The sequence below is a fragment of the Erythrobacter donghaensis genome, assembly GCF_001557325.1.
GTDB lineage: Bacteria > Pseudomonadota > Alphaproteobacteria > Sphingomonadales > Sphingomonadaceae > Erythrobacter > Erythrobacter donghaensis_B.
The window spans coordinates 34,479-52,540 of the sequence record NZ_LSJS01000222.1; the positions used below are offsets into that span (position 1 = coordinate 34,479).

17 protein-coding genes are annotated in these 18,062 nt (G+C 69.0%); 2 read left to right on the plus strand and 15 right to left on the minus strand.

The window, feature by feature from the left end:
* Positions 1 to 190: 190 nt before the first annotated feature.
* From AX692_RS13780 to pepN, 12 genes are all read right to left on the minus strand, one after another.
* Positions 191 to 616, minus strand: coding sequence for a Na+/H+ antiporter subunit G (locus AX692_RS13780; RefSeq protein ID WP_073976992.1), 426 nt, complete (start codon positions 614 to 616; stop codon positions 191 to 193).
* On the minus strand, positions 613 to 894 hold the full coding sequence (locus AX692_RS13785) for a K+/H+ antiporter subunit F (protein WP_196490096.1): 282 nt from the start codon (positions 892 to 894) through the stop codon (positions 613 to 615). Before AX692_RS13785 ends, AX692_RS13780 begins: the two co-directional genes overlap by 4 nt.
* Positions 891 to 1,379: a Na+/H+ antiporter subunit E gene (locus tag AX692_RS13790; protein ID WP_073974684.1), complete on the minus strand. Its 489-nt coding sequence runs from the start codon at positions 1,377 to 1,379 to the stop codon at positions 891 to 893. Before AX692_RS13790 ends, AX692_RS13785 begins: the two co-directional genes overlap by 4 nt.
* Positions 1,376 to 2,896 carry a monovalent cation/H+ antiporter subunit D gene (locus AX692_RS13795; protein WP_073974685.1) on the minus strand — a complete coding sequence of 507 codons (1,521 nt, stop codon included), beginning with the start codon at positions 2,894 to 2,896 and terminating at the stop codon, positions 1,376 to 1,378. The genes AX692_RS13790 and AX692_RS13795 overlap by 4 nt, the downstream gene beginning before the upstream one ends.
* A complete protein-coding gene (locus tag AX692_RS13800; protein ID WP_073974686.1) occupies positions 2,893 to 3,273 on the minus strand; it encodes a Na+/H+ antiporter subunit C in 381 nt (126 codons plus the stop codon). Before AX692_RS13800 ends, AX692_RS13795 begins: the two co-directional genes overlap by 4 nt.
* The gene (locus AX692_RS13805; protein WP_073974687.1) at positions 3,270 to 6,104 is read right to left on the minus strand and encodes a monovalent cation/H+ antiporter subunit A; all 2,835 of its coding nucleotides are present in this window, start codon (positions 6,102 to 6,104) and stop codon (positions 3,270 to 3,272) included. Before AX692_RS13805 ends, AX692_RS13800 begins: the two co-directional genes overlap by 4 nt.
* 136 nt (positions 6,105 to 6,240) lie before the next feature.
* Complete coding sequence (locus AX692_RS13810) at positions 6,241 to 6,792, minus strand: adenine phosphoribosyltransferase (RefSeq protein WP_073974688.1); 552 nt, start codon at positions 6,790 to 6,792, stop codon at positions 6,241 to 6,243.
* 94 nt (positions 6,793 to 6,886) lie between these two features.
* A complete protein-coding gene (locus AX692_RS13815) occupies positions 6,887 to 7,741 on the minus strand; it encodes a cytochrome c1 (protein ID WP_073974689.1) in 855 nt (284 codons plus the stop codon).
* A gap of 54 nt (positions 7,742 to 7,795) precedes the next feature.
* Entirely contained in the window at positions 7,796 to 9,172 is a 1,377-nt protein-coding gene (locus AX692_RS13820) for a cytochrome b (protein ID WP_073974690.1), read from the minus strand.
* A 65-nt stretch (positions 9,173 to 9,237) separates the two neighbouring features.
* A complete protein-coding gene (gene petA, locus AX692_RS13825) occupies positions 9,238 to 9,804 on the minus strand; it encodes a ubiquinol-cytochrome c reductase iron-sulfur subunit (RefSeq protein ID WP_073974691.1) in 567 nt (188 codons plus the stop codon).
* A gap of 229 nt (positions 9,805 to 10,033) precedes the next feature.
* Complete coding sequence (gene pgeF, locus AX692_RS13830) at positions 10,034 to 10,783, minus strand: peptidoglycan editing factor PgeF (RefSeq protein WP_073974692.1); 750 nt, start codon at positions 10,781 to 10,783, stop codon at positions 10,034 to 10,036.
* 4 nt (positions 10,784 to 10,787) lie between these two features.
* The gene (gene pepN / locus AX692_RS13835) at positions 10,788 to 13,448 is read right to left on the minus strand and encodes an aminopeptidase N (RefSeq protein WP_073974693.1); all 2,661 of its coding nucleotides are present in this window, start codon (positions 13,446 to 13,448) and stop codon (positions 10,788 to 10,790) included.
* A gap of 52 nt (positions 13,449 to 13,500) precedes the next feature.
* Here pepN and AX692_RS13840 point away from each other — a divergent pair, with 52 nt between their 5' ends.
* Positions 13,501 to 14,292, plus strand: a complete 792-nt coding sequence (locus AX692_RS13840) for an NAD(P)-dependent oxidoreductase (RefSeq protein ID WP_073974694.1) — start codon at positions 13,501 to 13,503, stop codon at positions 14,290 to 14,292.
* Positions 14,293 to 14,415: 123 nt separating this feature from the next.
* Here the strand turns inward: AX692_RS13840 and AX692_RS13845 are convergent, their stop codons facing one another.
* Positions 14,416 to 15,369: a DMT family transporter gene (locus tag AX692_RS13845; protein ID WP_073974695.1), complete on the minus strand. Its 954-nt coding sequence runs from the start codon at positions 15,367 to 15,369 to the stop codon at positions 14,416 to 14,418.
* Positions 15,366 to 16,385, minus strand: coding sequence for a threonine aldolase family protein (locus AX692_RS13850; RefSeq protein ID WP_073974696.1), 1,020 nt, complete (start codon positions 16,383 to 16,385; stop codon positions 15,366 to 15,368). The genes AX692_RS13845 and AX692_RS13850 overlap by 4 nt, the downstream gene beginning before the upstream one ends.
* Before the next feature lie 53 nt (positions 16,386 to 16,438).
* Here AX692_RS13850 and AX692_RS13855 point away from each other — a divergent pair, with 53 nt between their 5' ends.
* Positions 16,439 to 16,756, plus strand: a complete 318-nt coding sequence (locus AX692_RS13855) for a GNAT family N-acetyltransferase (protein ID WP_073974697.1) — start codon at positions 16,439 to 16,441, stop codon at positions 16,754 to 16,756.
* On the opposite strand, the gene AX692_RS13860 is transcribed toward AX692_RS13855, so the two are convergent.
* On the minus strand, positions 16,702 to 18,062 hold a 1,361-nt coding region (locus AX692_RS13860), incomplete at its 5' end, for a PH domain-containing protein (protein WP_073977728.1). The two genes, AX692_RS13855 and AX692_RS13860, sit on opposite strands and share 55 nt — an antisense overlap.

Here is an 18,062-nt window from a genome sequence, read left to right on the forward strand (position 1 = left end):
CCGAACATCGGGCGCCCGCGCCACGAAAAGCAGCGGCGCGGGGCGGTCCATCGATCAAAACTAATGGCAAACATTATGCCAATAGTCCAGCGCCGGTCGAGACTGCGCCGGAGACGGCAGGCATGGTGCGGCGCTGCATAGCCGCCGCCGAGCCCGCGCTGCGCAGCAACGCGGCGGCTCCACTGCTGTCCTAATCCCCCGCGAAGTCTCCCGGCGTGCCGTGGTGCGGGGCCTCGTGCGTGGCCCAGTCGGCGCGGCCCGGCGGGGGTGCGGGCGGGCCTGCGGGGCCGGCCGGTTCGCTCGGCTCGCCGGTGCGCAGGCGGTGGAGGTGGACCTTGGCGATCATGTTGGCCGCAATCGGCGCGGTGACGAACAGGAACACGGAGATCAGCAGCTCGTGCGTGGTCCACTCCCCCTCGCCCAGCTGGAACCACACCACCGAGGCGACCAGCATCGCGCCCAGCCCGAGGGTGCTCGCCTTGGTGGGGCCGTGGAGCCGCTCCATCAGCGAGGGCAGGCGCACCAGTCCCCAGCTGCCGACCAGCGCGAAGCCGCTGCCGAGCACGATCAGCGCGGCGGCGAGCAGCTCGGCGAGGAGGGGGGCGGCGGGGCTCATTCGATGATGTCTCCGCGCAGCAGGAACTTGGCGTAGGCGGCGGTGCCGACAAAGCCCACCATCGCCAGCAGCAGCGCCGCCTCGAAAGCGGTGCCGCTGCCCCCGGCGATCCCGGCGAGCACGATCAGGCCGATGGTGTTGATCACTATCGTGTCGAGCGCGAGGATCCGGTCGGTCACTCCCGGCCCCTTGAACAGCCGCCACAGGTTCATCGCCAGCGCGAGGCCCAGGCCTGCGAAGCCGAAGGCGAGCGCCGCCTCGATCACCCCTGCCGTCATGGGAAGATCTCCTTGAGCCGCGCCTCGTAGCGCGCCTTGACCTTGGCGATCTCGGCGGCGGGATCGGGGGCGTGGAGCGCGTGGACGAGGAGGTACTTGCCGCAAGCCGAGACATCGGCCGAGACCGTGCCCGGCGTCAGGCTGATGGTGCCGGCAAACACGGTGATCGCCTCGGGGCTGGGAAGCTCCAGCGGGATCGTCAGCCAAGCGGGGCGAAGGTCGCGGTTGGGCTTGAACAGGATGATCGCGGCGACCTGGAAGTTGGCCACCACGATGTCCCACAGCACCAGCCCGGCATAGGCAAGCGCAGGCAGGAACCGCACCTTCGGGCGGCCCGGCCACCAGGGCGCGGTGAAGATCGGCACCGCCACCCCCACCACCAGGCCGAGGAACAGCGTGCCGACGGTGAGGTCGTTGACCATCACCATCCACATGACCACCAGCAGCGCGGTAAGCCCGGGGTGCGGGAGCAGGCGGCGCATCATCGCGGGCCCTCCCCCAGCACCGCCGCCGCGCTTTGCGCAGGCGCAAGCACTTGTGCAGCGGCAGCATTCGCATAGTCGCTCGCAGCTCCCGCGCCAGCCGAGAGCGCGGCGAGACAGGCGAGCGCCAGCGCGGGCGCGGCAAGGTCGAGCCGGGTGTCGGGCAGCGGCGGGGCCTCGCACCCTTCGGCGGTCTTCCAGAAGATCACGCTGCCCGCGCGGGCGAAGCCGATCACGCCGATGAAGGTCGTGCCGAGGATCACGCTCCACGCCCAGCCCCAGTTCGGCAGCGCCGCGACCGATTGCAGGATCAAGAGCTTGCCGATGAAGCCCGAGAGCGGCGGCAGGCCGGTGGTGGCGATCGCGGCGGCCATGAACAGCAGCGCCGCGCCCCCGCGCCCGGCGAAGGCCGGGCCGGGGCTCGTGGCATCGCCGAAGCTCCCGCGCCGCCGGCCGACGATGTCGGCAACAAGGAACAGAGCGGCGCCCGCGAGGGTCGAGTGGACGAGGTAGTAGAGGCCTGCACCAAGGCTCGCTCCGCTCCAACCGGCGACCGCGATCAGCAGCGTGCCGGTCGATCCGATGATGGCATAGGCGGCTTGCTCGGCAAGGCTGCGCGCAGTGAACACTCCGGCAAAGCCGATGCAGGCGCTCACCAACGCGGCCGGGAGCAGCCACGGCGCCGGCGCCCAGGCCGCCGCGCCCGCGCCCTCGCCGAACACCTGCGGCACGACCCGGATCAGCGAATAGACCCCGACCTTGGTCATGATCGCGAACAGCGCTGCCACTGCAGGGGTGGCGGCCGCATAGGTGCGCGGCAGCCACAGGTGCAGCGGCACCACCGCCGCCTTCAGCGCGAAGACACTCGCCAGCAGAAGCGCCGCGATCCGCAGCAGGCCCTGATCGTCTGGGGCAACCTCGCGCACTCTGAGGCCCATGTCGGCCATGTTGAGCGTGCCGGTCAGCGCATAGAGCATCCCCAGCGCGATCAGGAACAGCGCCGATCCGACGAGGTTCACCACCACATATTGCACCCCGGCCTTGAGCCGCGCGGGGCCCTGACCGTGGAGCATCAGTCCGTAGGAGGCGATCAGCAGCACCTCGAAGAAGACGAACAGGTTGAACAGGTCGCCGGTCAGGAAGGCGCCATTGAGGCCCATCAGCTGGAAGTGGAACAGCGGGTGGAAGTGCCAGCCCTTGCGGTCGGCGCGGGTCACCACCGCGTGCAGCAGCACGATCAGCGCGAGCACCGCGGTCAGCACCAGCATCAGTGCCGCGAGGCGGTCGGCGACCAGCACGATCCCGAAAGGCGCGGGCCATGCGCCGAGGGCATAGGCAAGGGTCGTCCCCCCGCTCACCCGCTCCATCAGCAACACGGCGACCGCGAGCTGCGCCAGACAGGCGGCAAAGCCGATGCCCACCGCCAGCGCGCGGCGGCGGCGCATCACCAGCAACGCGAAGGGCGCCGCGAGCGCGGGGATCGCGACCGGCAGGATCGGGAGATGATCGGCGAGGCTCACGGCTCGTTCCTCTCCCCATCAGCCAGCCCGTCCTGGGCATCGCAGGGCACCCGGTCGCCATCGACATGGTCGCTGCCGGTCTCGAGGAAGCTCCGAAGCGCGAGGATCACCACGAAGGCGGTCATGCCGAAGGTGATGACGATCGCGGTCAGCACCAGCGCCTGCGGCAGGGGGTCGGTGTATTCGCTCACCGTCTTGTCCCAGATCGGCGGACGGTTGAGCACCAGCCGCCCGCTGGCGAACAGGAACAGGTTCACCGCATAGGAAATCAGCGTCAGCCCCAGCACCACCTGGAAGGTGCGCGCCCGCAGCGCGAGGAAGATCCCGCCTGCGACCAGCACGCCGATGGCGCTGGCGACGAGGAATTCGTAGCTCATGGCGCGCCTTCCACTTCTCCGGCGGCGCGCGCGGCCCGGGTCGCGACATGGCTCAGCTGCGCCAGCGCCAGCATCACCGCGCCGAGCACGGTCAGGAACACGCCGGTGTCGAACAGCATCGCGCTCGCCAGCTCGAACTTGCCGATCAGCGGCAGGCTGAAATAGTCGAACCAGCTGGTGAGGAACGGCGCGCCCAGCACCATCGCGCCGAGCCCGGTCGCCATCGCCACCAGCACGCCCCAGCCGATGAGGTTGTGTTCGCCAAAGGGCTTCCTCGCATCCGACCAGTCGAAGCCGGCGGCGAGGTACTGGACGAGGAAGGCGATCGCCACCACCAGCGCGGCGATGAAGCCGCCGCCGGGCTGGTTGTGGCCGCGCAGGAACAGGTAAATGCCCACCGCCAGCGTCAGCGGCAGGATGATCCGGCTGGCGGCGACCAGCATCATCGGATGGCGCTCGGGCGAATGCGGCATGTCGGCGCGCCATGCCCGCAGCCGCGCGCCCGATGCGCCAACCCCCGCAGTGTCGAGCAGCGCGAAGATCCCCAGCCCCGCGATCCCCAGCACGATGATCTCGCCGAGGGTATCGTAGGCACGGAAATCGACGAGGATGACGTTGACGACATTGGTCCCCCCGCCCCCCGGCTTGGCGTTGGCGAGGTGGAAGGCGGCGATGCTCGCCCCCGGATCGCGGGTCAGCATCGCCCAGGCGATCCCGCCGACCAGCAGGCCGCCCGCGATGGCGATGGCAGCATCGCGGGTCTTGCGCGCGCGGCTCGAGATCACCGGCGGCTGCTTGGGGAGCAGGTTCAGCGCGAGCAGCATCAGCAGCACCGTCACCGCCTCGACCGAGATCTGCGTCAGCGCGAGATCGGGTGCGGAGAGCACCGCGAAGGCGAGGCTGACGACAAGGCCGATCACGCTGACATAGATCAGCGCACGCAGGCGGTTGTGCGATTCCAGCGCGACCGCCAGCGTCGCGGCGATCAGCAGCACCCAGGCGGCCATCGCCGGAAGGTTTGCCGGGAGCCCCGCGCGCGTGCCGGTCAGCACCCCGCCGCCGGTGAGCGCACCCTCGATCACCAGCAGGATCGTGACCGCAAAGCTCGCCAGCAGCATGCGTTGGAGCGAGGGTGTGTGGGTGGCGACCAGCGCCTTCCTCGTCCAGCGGTCGGCGAGGCCGAGCGCGGTCTCGAACATCCGCTTGGCATCGGGCAGCGAAGCGCGCTCCCACAGGGCGAGGAGGCCCTTATGCCGCCACAGCAGCGCCGCTCCGCCCGCGACCGCAGCCACGCTGAGGATCAGCGCAAGGTTGACCCCGTGCCACAGGCCCAGCTCGACCTCGGGCGGGGCGCTCCCCGTGACGGCGCCCGTGACCGCGCTCACCAGCGGCGCGGCGAGCCACATCGGGACAAGGCCGAGCAGCACCGCCAGTGCGGTCAGCAGCGCGGGCGCGGCCCACATCGCGGGGGAAGGATCATGCGCGCGCGCGAAGGGCCCGGCCTCGCGCGGCTTTCCGGCGAAGAGGTGCGCGGCAAAGCGCAGCGAATAGGCGACCGAGAAGGTGGCGCCCACCGTCGCCAGCGCCGGGAGCAGCCATGCGATCCCGAACAGCGCCAGCTTGGGCGTCTCGTAGAGCATCGCCTCCTTGGAAATGAACCCGCCCAGCGGCGGCAGCCCCGCCATCGAGGCGGCGGCGAGCGTCGCGACCAGCGCGGTGACCGGCATCGCCTTGGCAAGCCCGCCAAGCCGGCGGATGTCGCGCGTCCCGGTCTCGTGCTCGACGATCCCGGCGCTCATGAACAGCGCGGCCTTGAAGGCGGCGTGGTTGAGGATGTGCAGCACCGCCGCCAGCGCCGCGGTCTCGCGGCTGAAGCCGAGCAGCATCACCAGCATGCCGAGCTGCGAGATGGTCGAATAGGCGAGGATCGATTTGAGGTCGTGCCGGAACAGCGCCACCGTGGCGCCGACGACCATCGTGACGAGGCCGACGCTGGTGACGGTGACGGTGTAGAGCTCCGTCCCCGCCAGCACCGGCCACAACCGCGCGAGCAGGAACACGCCCGCCTTCACCATCGTCGCCGAATGGAGATAGGCACTCACCGGCGTCGGCGCGGCCATCGCGTGGGGAAGCCAGAAATGGAACGGGAACTGCGCCGACTTGGTGAAGCAGCCGATGAGGATCAGCCCCAGCATCAGCGGGTAGAGCGGCGAGGCGCGCACCAGGTCGCCCCGCGCGAGGATCGTGGGCAAATCGAAGCTCCCGGCGATCAGCCCGAGCAGCACCATCCCGCCGATCAGCGCGAGGCCCCCGCCGCCGGTCACCGCCAGCGCCATGCGCGCGCCCTGCCGCGCCTCGGCCTTGTGCTGCCAGAAGCCGATCAGGAGGAAGGAGGCGAGGCTGGTCAGCTCCCAGAACACCAGCAGCAGCAGGACATTGCCCGCGATCACGATCCCCAGCATCGCGCCCTGGAACAGCATGAGGCTGGCGAAGAACCGTCCCGTGTCCTCGTTCTCGTAGAGATAGCTGTGCGCGAAGATGACCACCAACAGGCCGATGCCGAGGATCAGCAGCCCGAACATCCAGCCCAGCGGATCGACCATCAGGGTGAGATCGAGGCCAAGGGCAGGCACCCATTCCCACCGGGCCAAGGGCGGCTCTCCCCCGAGCGCGGGTGCGGCGAGGCTCGCCAGCAGCGCGAGGCCCGCCGCGCTCGCTCCGCCCGCCAGCCCCGCATGCACCGCACGCGGCGCGCCGTGCAACAGCGCGATGGCGAGCGCAGCGGCAAAGGGAAGCAGGGCCAGCGTCAGAAGCGTCATGGCGATAGCCATAGGCGGCGTCTCGGATCCTTGCGCTAATGGGGTTCAGCTTACACGGGCGCGGGAGGCAGCGCCCGCCCTCGGGCATAGCCGAGGGGTCTTCGACAACACAACCAAAACCGGACCCTTGCCGGCCGACGCGGAGGGGTCAGTCGCCCTCGAACGCCATCAGCGCGGATACGGTGATGCCCGCCTGACGCAGCCGCTCGGCCCCGCCGAGGTCGGGCAGGTCGATCACGAACAGCGCGTGGGTCACCACGGCCCCCGCCTTGCGCAGCAGCTCGGCCGAGGCGAGCGCGGTGCCGCCGGTGGCGATGAGGTCGTCAACGATCACCACCTGCTTCCCGGGCTCGATCGCGCCCGGGTCCATCTCGAGCCGGTCGGTGCCATATTCGAGCGCGTAGTCGATGCCGATAGTGTCGATCGGCAGCTTGCCGGGCTTCCTCACCGGCACGAAGCCGAGCCCGAGCTGCACCGCGACCGCCGCGCCGAAGATGAAGCCGCGCGCTTCCATCCCGGCGATCTTGTGCGCCCCCGCAGCGCCGGCGGCCGCGGCCAGGTGATGGACGCTCGCCGCCATGCCCTGATGGTGGCCGATCAGCGTGGTGATGTCGCGGAACTGGATCCCTGGATGCGGGAAGTCCGGCACGGTGCGCACAAGCGCCTTGAGCTCTTCGGGAGAGAGATGCGGTGCAGTCATGTCGGCTTGGCCCCTTTCGGTCCCCTCAAAGCAGAGCGCCCCGCCATCCGCAAGGGATGACGGGGCGCCCGATGTATCGAACCGCGTGAAAGGCTTACTTCTTCTTCGGCTTCATGCCGGCCCAGATCTGCTTGTAGCTGAGGAAGGCCAGCGTGGTCGCGAACAGCAGGAAGCCCAGCACGAACCACCCGGTCTGGCGCCGCTCGACGAGCTTGGGCTCGGCGGTCCAGGTCAGGAAGGCGGCGACGTCCTTCGACATCTGCGCCACGGTGGCCTTGGTGCCGTCGGCATAGGTCACCTGATCATCGCTCAGCGGCGGGGGCATGGCGATGTTGACGTTGGGGAAGTGCTTGTTGAAGTAGAGGCCGTCGGGCGTCTCGAAGCCGACCTTGGCCGCCTTGGCGGGGTCCGCCTCGCCGTAGCCCACCAGCAGGTCGTAGATGTAGTTCGACCCGTCGTGACGCGCCTTGGCCATCAGCGAGAGATCGGGCGGGATTGCGTTGTTGTTCGCGGCCGCGGCGGCGATGGCGTTGGGGAAGGGCGAGGGGAAGTAGTCGGTCGGCTCGCCCGGACGGGTGGTCGCCTCGCCGGTGGCGGGGTCGATGCCCGGAACGGTCCAGGTCGCCGCCTCGGCGTCAACCTCGGCGTCGGTGTAGCCGAGCTGCTTGAGGTCGCGGAAAGCGACGAACTTGAGGCTGTGGCACGCCTTGCAGACTTCCTTGTAGACCTGATAGCCGCGCTGCAGCTGCGCCATGTCCCACTTGCCGAAGGGGCCGTCGAAGGCGAAGCCGCCCTCGGGACCGTGGCCGTGCTCGTAGAAGGCATAGGACGGCTGCTTTTCCGGCGCGGGGCCGAAGGCGTAGTTGTAGACACCGGGCAGGAGCGACCACAGCACCAGCACCGCGGTGATGGCGAGGCCTGCGAGGATGCCTCCGAGACGAATAGTCATGACCGAGCTCTTTCTCGTTATCGGTTCAGATTGCTTGGGCTGTGTCCCGGCCGATCACTCGGCCGGTTGCAGCGAGCCGTCGGTGGCGGTGCCGGGCAGGCCCTCGACAACGCTTTCGGGATCGACCTTGCCGCCGCCCGAGGTGCTGCCGGGCTTGGTTCCGCCGAGCACGGCTTCGGTGATCGAGAACGGCAGCGGCTTGGGCACTTCGATCTGGCTGATGATCGGCAGGATCACCAGGAAGTGCAGGAAGTAGTACGCCGTGGCGATCTGGCTGAGGACCACGAAGGGCTCCTCGGCCGGGGCGCCGCCGCAGTAGAACAGCACCGCCATCGCCGGGATCAGGCCGAACCAGAAGAACTTGCGGAACAGCGGGCGGTAATGGCCCGAGCGCACCGGGCTCTTGTCGAGCCAGGGCAGGACGAACCACAGCAGGATCGAGCCGAACATCGCGATCACGCCGAGCAGCTTCGCCGGGATCAGGGTGATGCCGGTGAAGGGGATGGTGAGATCGCCGGTGAAGGCGCGCAGGATCGCGTAGAACGGCCAGAAGTACCATTCGGGCACGATGTGCGCCGGGGTCGAGAGCGGGTTCGCCTCGATGTAGTTGTCCGGGTGGCCGAGCGCGTTGGGCAGGAAGAACACCATCGCGGTGAACAGGATCAACGCCACGCCGAGGCCGAAGCCGTCCTTGGCGGTGTAGTAGGGGTGGAACGGCACGGTGTCCGATTCCTGCTTCACCTCGACGCCGGTCGGGTTCGACGAGCCGGGGATGTGCAGCGCCCAGATATGCAGGATCACCACGCCCGCGATCACGAAGGGCAGCAGGAAGTGCAAGCTGAAGAAGCGGTTGAGCGCGGCATTGTCGGGCGCGAAGCCGCCCAGCAGCCACACCTGCAGCGGCTCGCCCACCAGCGGGATCGCCGAGAACAGGCCGGTGATGACCTGCGCGCCCCAGAAGCTCATCTGGCCCCACGGCAGCACGTAGCCCATGAAGGCGGTCGCCATCATGAGCAGGAAGATCACCACGCCCAGCAGCCAGATCATCTCGCGCGGGGCCTTGTAGGAGGAATAGAAGAACCCGCGGAAGATGTGCAGGTAGATCACGATGAAGAAGAAGCTTGCCCCGTTGGCGTGGGCGTAGCGCAGCATCCAGCCGTAGTTCACGTCGCGCATGATGTGCTCGACCGTGGCGAAGGCGACGAGGCCGTTGGCCGCATAGTGCATCGCCAGGACGACGCCGGTGACGATCTGAACCACCAGGAAGAAGCCGGCGAGCACGCCGAAGTTCCACATGTAGTTGAGGTTGCGCGGCACCGGATAACCGGCCCCGACCGCGTTGTAGACGAGGCGCGGCAGCGGCAGCTTCTCGTCAATCCACTTGGTGAAGGCGGACTGCGGTTCGTATTGCTTGGCCCAGGCGAAACTCATGGCGTTCTCTCGGCTTGATCGGATGAAAGGTCAGGCGATTATTGTGTCGGATCAGATACGCGCGATCACCCGACCCGGATGACGGTGTCGGAAGTGAACTCGTATTCGGGCACCAGCAGGTTCTTGGGCGCCGGACCCTTGCGGATACGGCCCGCGACATCGTAGTGCGAGCCGTGGCAGGGGCAGAAATAGCCGCCGAACTCGCCCTTGTTCTCGCCCTCGGCAGCGCCCAGCGGCACGCAGCCCAGGTGGGTGCAAACGCCCATGGTGACCAGCAGGTCCTCGTGCCCGGTCTTGGTACGCTCGGCGAGCGTGGCGGGATCGCGCATGTCGGACGCGTCATCGGCCTTGGCCTTGGCGATTTCCTCGGCGGTGAGGCGCTTCACGAACAGCGGCTGCTTGCGGAAGGTGGCCTTGATGCTCTGACCCGGCTGGATCGCGCTGACATCGACTTCGGTGGTGCTCGCGGCGAGCACGTCCTGCGAGGGCGCCATCTGGCTGATCAGCGGAAACAGGACCGAAGCCCCGCCCACGCCCGCCGTGCCGAGCGCGGCGATGTGGATCCAGTCGCGGCGGCGCACGCCCTCATCGGCGGTGGAGACTTCGGTGGTAGCGGCCGTGTCATTAGCCATTTCGTCTTGCCCTGCTCGTTTTGCCGCGCCGGAATGAGCCTGCGCGGCGTGGTGTTGCGTTGCGGGGCGCGAAAGCCCCTGAGCCTATCCGTCGATTGGTCCCTGCTTCATGGCCGTGTGCCCCTTGCGGCGAACCCGGCCTGAAACTTGGGCGGGGCAATTAACGGCAATCCTGCGAGATTCCAACCGTGTTTTAGTCAAGCCGCGTTCGCCGCCGTGCAAGGCCGGGTCAGGGCAGCGCGATCATGCTGATCTGCCGACCATAATTCGCCTCACCGCCCTGCGTGGAGCGTCTGTGGGAGTGGTAACGCGCGACGTGTGAGAATGTATCCCGGGCAATATCCGCAAATTTCCCGATATCCGCGTCGACAAGCCGGGCGGCGATGAATCCCGGCAGATCGAAGTGCCAGCGCGCCACACCCTCGCGTTCGGGCGCGCGGGCGAAGAAGCGCTCGGCGGCGGCCGGGAAGCGGTCGCGGAAGGGCGCGTCGACCTCGTAGCTCGCCTGCGCGATGGTCGGCCCGAGCACGGCGGCGATATGGGCGCGCCTGGCCCCCAGCGCCTCCATCGCGGCGATGGTGTTCTCGAGCACGCCGTCCACCGCGCCGCGCCAGCCCGCGTGGGCTGCGCCGACCACGCCTGCCGCGCGGTCGGCGAAGAGGATCGGGCCGCAGTCCGCGGTGACGATCCCGAGCACGATCCCGGGCGTGGCGGTGACGACCGCATCGCCGACCGGGCGGCCCTCAGCGCCGTCGTCCCACGCCCCGGTGACCGTCACGACATCGGGCGAATGCACCTGATGCGGGGCGGCGAGGGTGCCGCCGGGGCGGATCGCCTCGGCCGCCGCCGCCCGCAGCGCGCGGACGCCCTCGCCTTCGCCGGGCCCGCCGAAGCCGAACTGCTGCGCGCCGCCCGCGCTGCCGAAGAAGCCGTGCGGCACGCCTTCGAGCAGCGGGTGGGTTTCGATCTGGAACTCCACCCGGTCAGCCCTCGAGCGAGCGGCTGACCTGCTCGAAGGTGTCGCGCGAGAGATTGCCCGCGGCGAGGATCCGCTCGAGCTCCGCCTTCATCAGCGCCGCGCGGCCCTCTTCGATCCGCCGCCAGCGTCCGAGCGAGGGCACGAAGCGCGCGGCGGTCTGCGGGTTGATCGGATCGAGCGCGAGGATCACGTCGGCGACCATCCGGTAGCCCTCGCCAGTCGCCTTGTGGAACGCCTTGGGATTGCCCGCGAAGGCCATGTGCAGCGAGCGCACGCGGTTGGGGTTCTTGAGCGTGAAGTCGGGATGTTCGGCCAAGGCCCGGACATGCGCGATGACATCGGGGTGGAGCGACAGGGCCTGCAGCGTGAACCACTTGTCGACCACCAGCGCATTGTCCCTGTAGCGCTCGTAGAAGGCGGCGAGCTTGTCCTCGCGATGCGGGGTGTCGAGCCCGCACAGCACCATCAGCGCCCCCTGCCGGTCGGTCATGTTGTCCGCCGCATCGAACTGCGCCGCGGCGAGCTCTGCCGCCGTGGCCGGGTCGGCGGCGGCAATCAGGCCAAGCGCGATGGTCTTGACCTTGCGCGCCCCGCGCCCTGCCGGATCGCCCTGCGCAACGCCCGAGGCCCGCGCATGGAGCGCCGCAAGCTCTCCCGCCAGCGCGGTGCCGATCGCGGCCTTGAGCCCCTCGCGCGCGGCATGGATCGCGCCCGGATCGGCCTTGCGCTCCCCGGTCGCCATCGCCTCGAACAGGTAGGTTTCGGAAGGCAGCACCAGCAATTCGCCGCGCATCGCATCCTCGAGCGCGTTGTCGGCGAGGCTCGCGCGGAAGGCGCCGATGATCGCCGCCTCGCCCGCCGCCTGCTCGTCGGCCGGGAGCGCACCGCTCGCCGCAGCGACGAGATGGCCGACCGCGAGCTCCTGCAAGGCCTCCGAGCGCGCGAAGGGATCATCGTCATGCGCCGCAAGGAACACCAGATCCTCGCGCGCCAGCGCCCGCTCGATCACGACCGGCGCGGTGAAGCCGCGGTTGATCGAGACCACCGGATCGCCGCCCGCGAGCGGCAGGTCGAAGCTCTGCTGCTCCTCCTCCAGCACTACGAGCCGCTCGGCCCCGAGCACGCCGGAACGCGCATGCACCGCGAGTTTGAGCGGGATCGGCATCGGCAGCTTGTCGGGCTGGCCGGGCGTGGCCGGGACGGTCTGCTTGAGGGTGAGCTTGAGCGTGTCGCCCGCGACCGTCTGCGACACGGCGACGCGCGGCGTGCCCGCCTGCGAATACCAGCGGCGGAAGGCGGTGAGGTCGATCCCCGCCCCGTCCTCGATCGCCTTGACGAAATCCTCGCAGGTCGCCGCTTCCCCGTCGTGGCGGTCGAAATAGAGGTCGCACCCGGCCCGGAACCGCGCCTCGCCCACCATGCTGCGCATCATGCGGATCACCTCGGCGCCCTTGTTGTAGACGGTGGCCGTGTAGAAGTTGCTGATCTCGCGGTAGCTGTCGGGCCGGATCGGGTGCGCGAGCGGCCCCGCATCCTCGGGGAACTGCGCGGCGCGCAGGATGCGCACATCCTCGATCCGCTTGACCGCTTGCCCACGCATGTCCTGCGAGAACAGCTGGTCGCGCAGCACGGTGAAGCCTTCCTTGAGGCTGAGCTGGAACCAGTCGCGGCAGGTCACGCGGTTGCCTGACCAGTTGTGGAAATATTCGTGCGCGATCACGCCCTCGACCGCGTCGAAATCGGCATCGGTCGCGGTGTCGGGGTCGGCCAGCACGTATTTGGTGTTGAAGACGTTGAGCCCCTTGTTCTCCATCGCCCCCATGTTGAAGTCGGACACGGCGACGATGTTGTAGAGATCGAGGTCGTATTCGCGGCCGAAGGTGTCCTCGTCCCACTTCATCGAGCGGTGCAGGCTTTCGAGCGCATGGTCGGTGCGTTCGAGGTCTTCCCTGCGCACCCAGACATTGCATTCGACCACGCGGCCCGAGCGGGTGGTGAAGGGTTTCGAATTCGCCACCAGATCGCCCGCGACCAGCGCGAAGAGGTAGGAGGGCTTGGGCCAGGGGTCGTGCCACTCGGCCCAGTGGGTGCCGTCAGGATTCTCGCCCGCGGCCGTGCGGTTGCCGTTGCACAGCAGGATTGGGAAGGCGGCCTTGTCGCCCTCCATCCTGACCGCATAGGTCGAAAGCACGTCGGGTCGGTCGGGGAAGAAGGTGATGCGGCGGAAGCCTTCCGATTCGCACTGGGTGCAAAGCATGCCGTTCGAGGCGTAGAGGCCCATCAGCTGGGTGTTGGCGCTGGGATCGATCTGCGTGACGATTTCGACCATGTGCCTGTCCCCCGGCAGGGTGACGACGAGGTCGGGCCCGTCCATCCGCCACGCGGCAGCCGCGCCGTCCACCATCACGCTGGTCGCGGTGAGGCTGTCGCCGTTGAGGCGCAGCTCGTGCGTCGGCGCGGCGGCGGGATTGCGCTCGACCGCAAGCGTCGCGGTGACGCGGGTCGCCTCCAGCCCCAGCCGGAAATCGAGCTGCGTCGTCGGGACGCGCCACGCGAAGGGCGCATAATCCTCGCGCCGGATCACCGGCGGCTCGTGCGGAGTGGGCGCGGCATCCGCGATTTCGGGGTTGCCGTCGGGGGTGGTGGGGGTGGTTGCGATATCCATGCGGCCCGATTTAGGTTGTATTGGGCGCGGGGCCAATCATTAGGTTGCTCTTATGGGACAATTGCTGATCTTCGGTCTCGGCTACACCGCCGGGCGCATCGCCATCGCCATGCAGGCGCAGGGCTGGCAGGTGCGCGCGACCGGGAGCGCGGGCGACCTCGCCTTCGCCGACCGCGAGGCGGTGCTGGCGGCGCTGGGCGCGGCGAGCCACGTCCTCTCCTCGGTGCCGCCGGAGCGAGCAGGCGGCGACCCGGTGCTGGAGGCCTATGGCGAGGCTCTGCAAGGCAAGGCGCTGTTCTACCTCTCCTCCACCGGCGTCTATGGCGACCGCGCAGGCGCATGGGTGGACGAGACGACGCCGACCATCGCGCAAAGTGGGGAAGGCCGTCGCAATGCGCGGGCCGAGGCCGACCTCGCATGGCTGACCATGGGCGCACGGGTGTTCCGCCTGCCGGGGATCTATGGCCCGGGCCGCTCGGCACTTGACCGGGTGAAGGAGGGCAAGGCGCGGCGGATCGACGTGCCGGGGCAGGTCTTCAGCCGCGTGCATGTCGAGGATATCGCCAGCGGGGTGGTCGCCGCGCTGGTCGGGGATGCGCCGAGCGGGGCCTACAACCTCGGCGACGACTACCCGTGCAGCGGCAACGAAGTCACCGAACATGCCTGCCGGTTGCTCGGCCTGCCGCTGCCGCCGATGGAGACACTCGAGGAAGCGAACCTCTCCGAAATGGCGCGCGGCTTCTACATGGAGAACCGCCGCGTCGCCAACGGCAAGGCAAGGCGCTTGCTGGGGTGGTCGCCAAAGTACCCTACCTATGTCGAAGGGTTGGCAGGACTTCTCTAGCTCGTCATCGCGCGGAGCGGAGCGACGCGGCAATCCATGGAACGCCCGTTCCGCTGTGGGCGACCGCAGTCGACGGATTGGTAGGCCTACGGCCAGCTTCGCTCGCGATGACGAACGCAGGGCCTACCGCCGCAGCGCGCCCGACTGCTGCACCTGCACCGCCTTCACCCGCCGCGCCCGCAATGCCAGGCCCATGCCGAGCAGCGCCAGCGCCATCCCGCTCGCCGAGAGCAGGTCCCAGCGAAAGTCCTCGAACAGGGTCGAGAGCAGCATCGCCACGCACACGGTGACGATACCGTTATAGGCGGTCTTGCCCGCCCCGATCTCGCGAACGAGGTTGTAGTGCAGCGGGAAGGTGACGACCGAACCGATGATCGCGAGATAGGCCGTCCCCGCCCAGAACTGCCACGCTGTCGGCACCTGCGGCGGGCCGGCGGTCAGCAGGGCAAAGCCGAAATCGAAAATCGTGCCGTAAAGCATCGCCCAGGCGAGCAGGCTCACCATCGGCACCTTGCGCCCGGTGGGGTTGGCCTGCACCACGTTGGCGATCGAGGCGGCAAGCATCCCGCCGATGGCGAGCACGATGCCCAGCGCCACGTCGCCGCCGAGCGGGGCCGCGTTCCATTCATGCACCAGCAGCAGCGAAACCCCCGCGATGGCGACCAGGCTCCCGCCGATGAAGCCGCCCTGCACCCGCTCGCCGATGAACACCCGCGCGAAGATCGCGTTGGGCACCATCAGCAGCGCGAACATCACCGCGACGATGCCGGAGGTGATGTGCTGCTCGGAATGGTAGACGAACAGGAAGTTGCCCGAGAACTGCGCGATCCCGACGCCGAGCGCGAGAACGTGCTCGGTCCGCGACAGCCTCAGCCGGTTGCCCATCGCCAGCGCGAGGGCGAACAGCGCCGGGGTCGCCAGCATGAAGCGGTAGAACACGCCCCATGCAGCGGGCACGCCCGCGATCTGTCCGGTGATGACGAACCAGGTCGAGCCCCAGATCGTACCGGTCAGCATGAACGGAACCAGCACCCGCGGGCTCAGCATCGCGGGCGCAGGCGGCGGCGCGAGGGTCATAGCGCGGCAATCGCCTTGCCGAGCGCGGCGGCATCCTCGGGACGGGTGTTCCAGGCGGTGACGAAGCGCGCGCTATCGGCGCCCCAGTCGTAGAAGGCGAAGTCCTGCGCGCGAAGCGCCTCACGCTCCGCCGCAGTCAGGCGCACGAACAGCTCGTTGGCCTCGACCGGGTGGAGCAGCCGGTCGGCGCAGCCTGCGGCCACTTCCTGCGCGGCGGCATTGGCGTGCGCGGCATTGGCGTGCCAAAGGTCGCCGTCCAGCATCGCGAGGATCTGTGCGGCGAGATAGCGACCCTTGCATTGCAGGTGCCCGGCGCGCTTGCGGCGGTAGCGCACTTCCATCGCGCGCTCGGGATCGAACAGCACCACCGCCTCGGCCCCCATGCCGCCGTTCTTGATGAAGCCGAAGGCGAGGCTGTCCACCGGGCCGCTCGCTGCCCGCGCCGCCTCCGCCGCCGAGCCGCCGAGGAAGGCCGCCGCATTGGCGAAGCGCGCCCCGTCCATGTGGAGGCCGAGGCGGCGCTCCTTCGCAAAGTCGCCTAGCGCCGCCAGCTCGGCGGGGCTGTAGCTGCGGCCATATTCCGAGGCCTGCGTGATCGCGATGGCGTGGGGCTGCACCTGATGGACATCATCGCGGATCGGGTCGACCAGCGCGGCGATATCGGCGGGGGTCAGCTTCGCGCCCTCGCCTTCCGCCAGCATCAGCTTGGCGCCGTGGAGGAAGAAGCCGGGCGCGCCGCCCTCGTCGACCTCGATATGCGCCTCGCGGTGGCACACCACCCCGCCATGGGGCTGGACCATCGTGCCCAGCGCCAGGCAGTTCGCCGCAGTTCCGGTGGCCACCCACAGCGCGGCGCATTCACGCCCGAACAGCGCGGTGAAGCGGGCGTCGAGCTCGGCCGAGAGGCGGTCCCCGTCGTACGGGTTGTCCGGCTGGTCGGCAGCGCGCATCGCCTCCCACAGCTTGGGGTGGACGGCAGCGGCATTGTCGGACAGGAAGGGTTTGGCGAGGGTCATTTCGGCACGCCCTTAACCTTACATTCGGGCGTGGCAAGCCGGAGGAGCAACCGATGGACGAAGAAAGCGCAAAGCCGACAATAACCCATCATGTCGCAGGCCAGGGCGGCCGCTATGTCGCCGTGGTCGAGGGGTCGCCGGAAGAAGGCTATCTCGAATGGGAGCCGGGTGGCAGCCGCGATGGCAAGGAGATCCGCGTCGCCGCGCACACCATCGTCCCGCGCGCCATCGGCGGGCGCGGCGTGGCAGGCGCGCTGGTGGATCGGCTGGTCAAGGACGCCGAGCGGCAGGGCTTCCTGATCCGCCCCGATTGCTCTTACGTGGCGAGGAAGTTTTCCGAGAACCCTGACTGGGCCGCGCTCAAGGCCTGAGGAGCAGGCGCGGCATCAAGCCGCGAGTAATCGGTCGCGGTGATCGTCTCCATCACCTGCGCACGAAGCGCGCGCGCGTCCTCGATCGGCACGCCGCGCATCGCGAAGCTGCCCCCGGCGAGCCCCAAGTGCACCGTCGCATAACCACGCAGCCGCGCCACCGGCCCCTGCGCGATCTCGACCGAATGCAGCTTCAGCCGCGTCGCGATTTCCTGCCGGGGCGAGAGGAAGCCGTGGCTGGCATAGACCTGCTTGTCGTCGATCGCGTGGCGGCGGAACTCCCAGGCATAGAGGTTAGCCCCCACCGCCAGCACCGCGAGGCCAAGCGGGATCAGGAACAGGCCCGGAGGTGCAAGGATCGCGGTCGCGATCGCCGCAGCCGCGAAAATCGCCGCATCGCGGATCGCCAGATCGGTGCGGTGGCGGGTGCTGGCGCGCTGCCAGCGGGTGGCCTCGCCCGGCAGGCGGAAGCCGGATGCCGCGACGATCGGCGCGATCTCCTCCATGGTCGCGAAGGGCGCGACGACGTGGCTCTGCTCCTTGTCGTCCTGCGCGAGGCTGACGAAGCGCAGCGAATGCCAGCCGAAACGGTAGCGCACCATGCCGGTGCCGATCACCAGCCCCTGCACGCGGTGGGCGGGCATCACCACGTCGGTGCGGGTGAAGAGCCCGCGCTGGCGCCGGAAGCCGCGTGCCGAGCGGGTCAGGGTGAAGCCCCAATCGCGCAAGGCCGTGCGCACCACCCCGGTCACCGAGCCGACGACCAGCAAGCCGATGATCCCGGCCACCGCGCCGAAGACTTGCGCCTCGCGACCGAGCGTGGCGACCGTGCTGCCCTGTTCCTTGAGCCAGCCGTACCAGACGTCGATATCGGTGACATTGTCGAGATATTGCAGCGCGCCGCCCAGCACCGCGAAGACCGCGAGCGAGAATTCGAACAGGCCGAAGGTCAGGAGCCGCCCAGGTGCCATCGCGAACAGCACCTCGCCTGCCTCGTCAACGGTGCGAGCAGGCATGGCGGGGTCTGCGGCGGCGGCACCTTCGCCTGCCGCCTCGTCCTCGCGCCGCTCGCGCACCAGCTGGCGCAGCGCCTCGCCCTCGGCGGCCGTGAGGTACTGGAGCGCAAGGTCATCCGCCCCGCCCGCCCCGGTCTCGAACTTGACCGCCACCAGCCCCAGCAGGCGCGGCAGCGGCTTGGCTTCGAGGCTCACATCTTGAATGCGCTCGAATGGCACCGAGCGCGCGGCGCGGCTGAAGATCCCGCTCTCGACCCGGATGTCGGTTTCGGAGATGGTGTAGGTCCTGT

What these genes read in the sequence shown, in the direction of transcription:
- AX692_RS13780 (WP_073976992.1), bottom strand. Translation starts at nt 616, where the DNA reads ATGAGCCCCGCCGCCCCCCTCCTCGCCGAGCTGCTCGCCGCCGCGCTG.
- AX692_RS13785 (WP_196490096.1), bottom strand. Translation starts at nt 894, where the DNA reads ATGACGGCAGGGGTGATCGAGGCGGCGCTCGCCTTCGGCTTCGCAGGC.
- AX692_RS13790 (WP_073974684.1), bottom strand. Translation starts at nt 1,379, where the DNA reads ATGATGCGCCGCCTGCTCCCGCACCCCGGGCTTACCGCGCTGCTGGTG.
- AX692_RS13800 (WP_073974686.1), bottom strand. Translation starts at nt 3,273, where the DNA reads ATGAGCTACGAATTCCTCGTCGCCAGCGCCATCGGCGTGCTGGTCGCA.
- AX692_RS13805 (WP_073974687.1), bottom strand. Translation starts at nt 6,104, where the DNA reads ATGGCTATCGCCATGACGCTTCTGACGCTGGCCCTGCTTCCCTTTGCC.
- AX692_RS13810 (WP_073974688.1), bottom strand. Translation starts at nt 6,792, where the DNA reads ATGACTGCACCGCATCTCTCTCCCGAAGAGCTCAAGGCGCTTGTGCGC.
- AX692_RS13815 (WP_073974689.1), bottom strand. Translation starts at nt 7,741, where the DNA reads ATGACTATTCGTCTCGGAGGCATCCTCGCAGGCCTCGCCATCACCGCG.
- AX692_RS13820 (WP_073974690.1), bottom strand. Translation starts at nt 9,172, where the DNA reads ATGAGTTTCGCCTGGGCCAAGCAATACGAACCGCAGTCCGCCTTCACC.
- petA (WP_073974691.1), bottom strand. Translation starts at nt 9,804, where the DNA reads ATGGCTAATGACACGGCCGCTACCACCGAAGTCTCCACCGCCGATGAG.
- pepN (WP_073974693.1), bottom strand. Translation starts at nt 13,448, where the DNA reads ATGGATATCGCAACCACCCCCACCACCCCCGACGGCAACCCCGAAATC.
- AX692_RS13840 (WP_073974694.1), top strand. Translation starts at nt 13,501, where the DNA reads ATGGGACAATTGCTGATCTTCGGTCTCGGCTACACCGCCGGGCGCATC.
- AX692_RS13845 (WP_073974695.1), bottom strand. Translation starts at nt 15,369, where the DNA reads ATGACCCTCGCGCCGCCGCCTGCGCCCGCGATGCTGAGCCCGCGGGTG.
- AX692_RS13850 (WP_073974696.1), bottom strand. Translation starts at nt 16,385, where the DNA reads ATGACCCTCGCCAAACCCTTCCTGTCCGACAATGCCGCTGCCGTCCAC.
- AX692_RS13855 (WP_073974697.1), top strand. Translation starts at nt 16,439, where the DNA reads ATGGACGAAGAAAGCGCAAAGCCGACAATAACCCATCATGTCGCAGGC.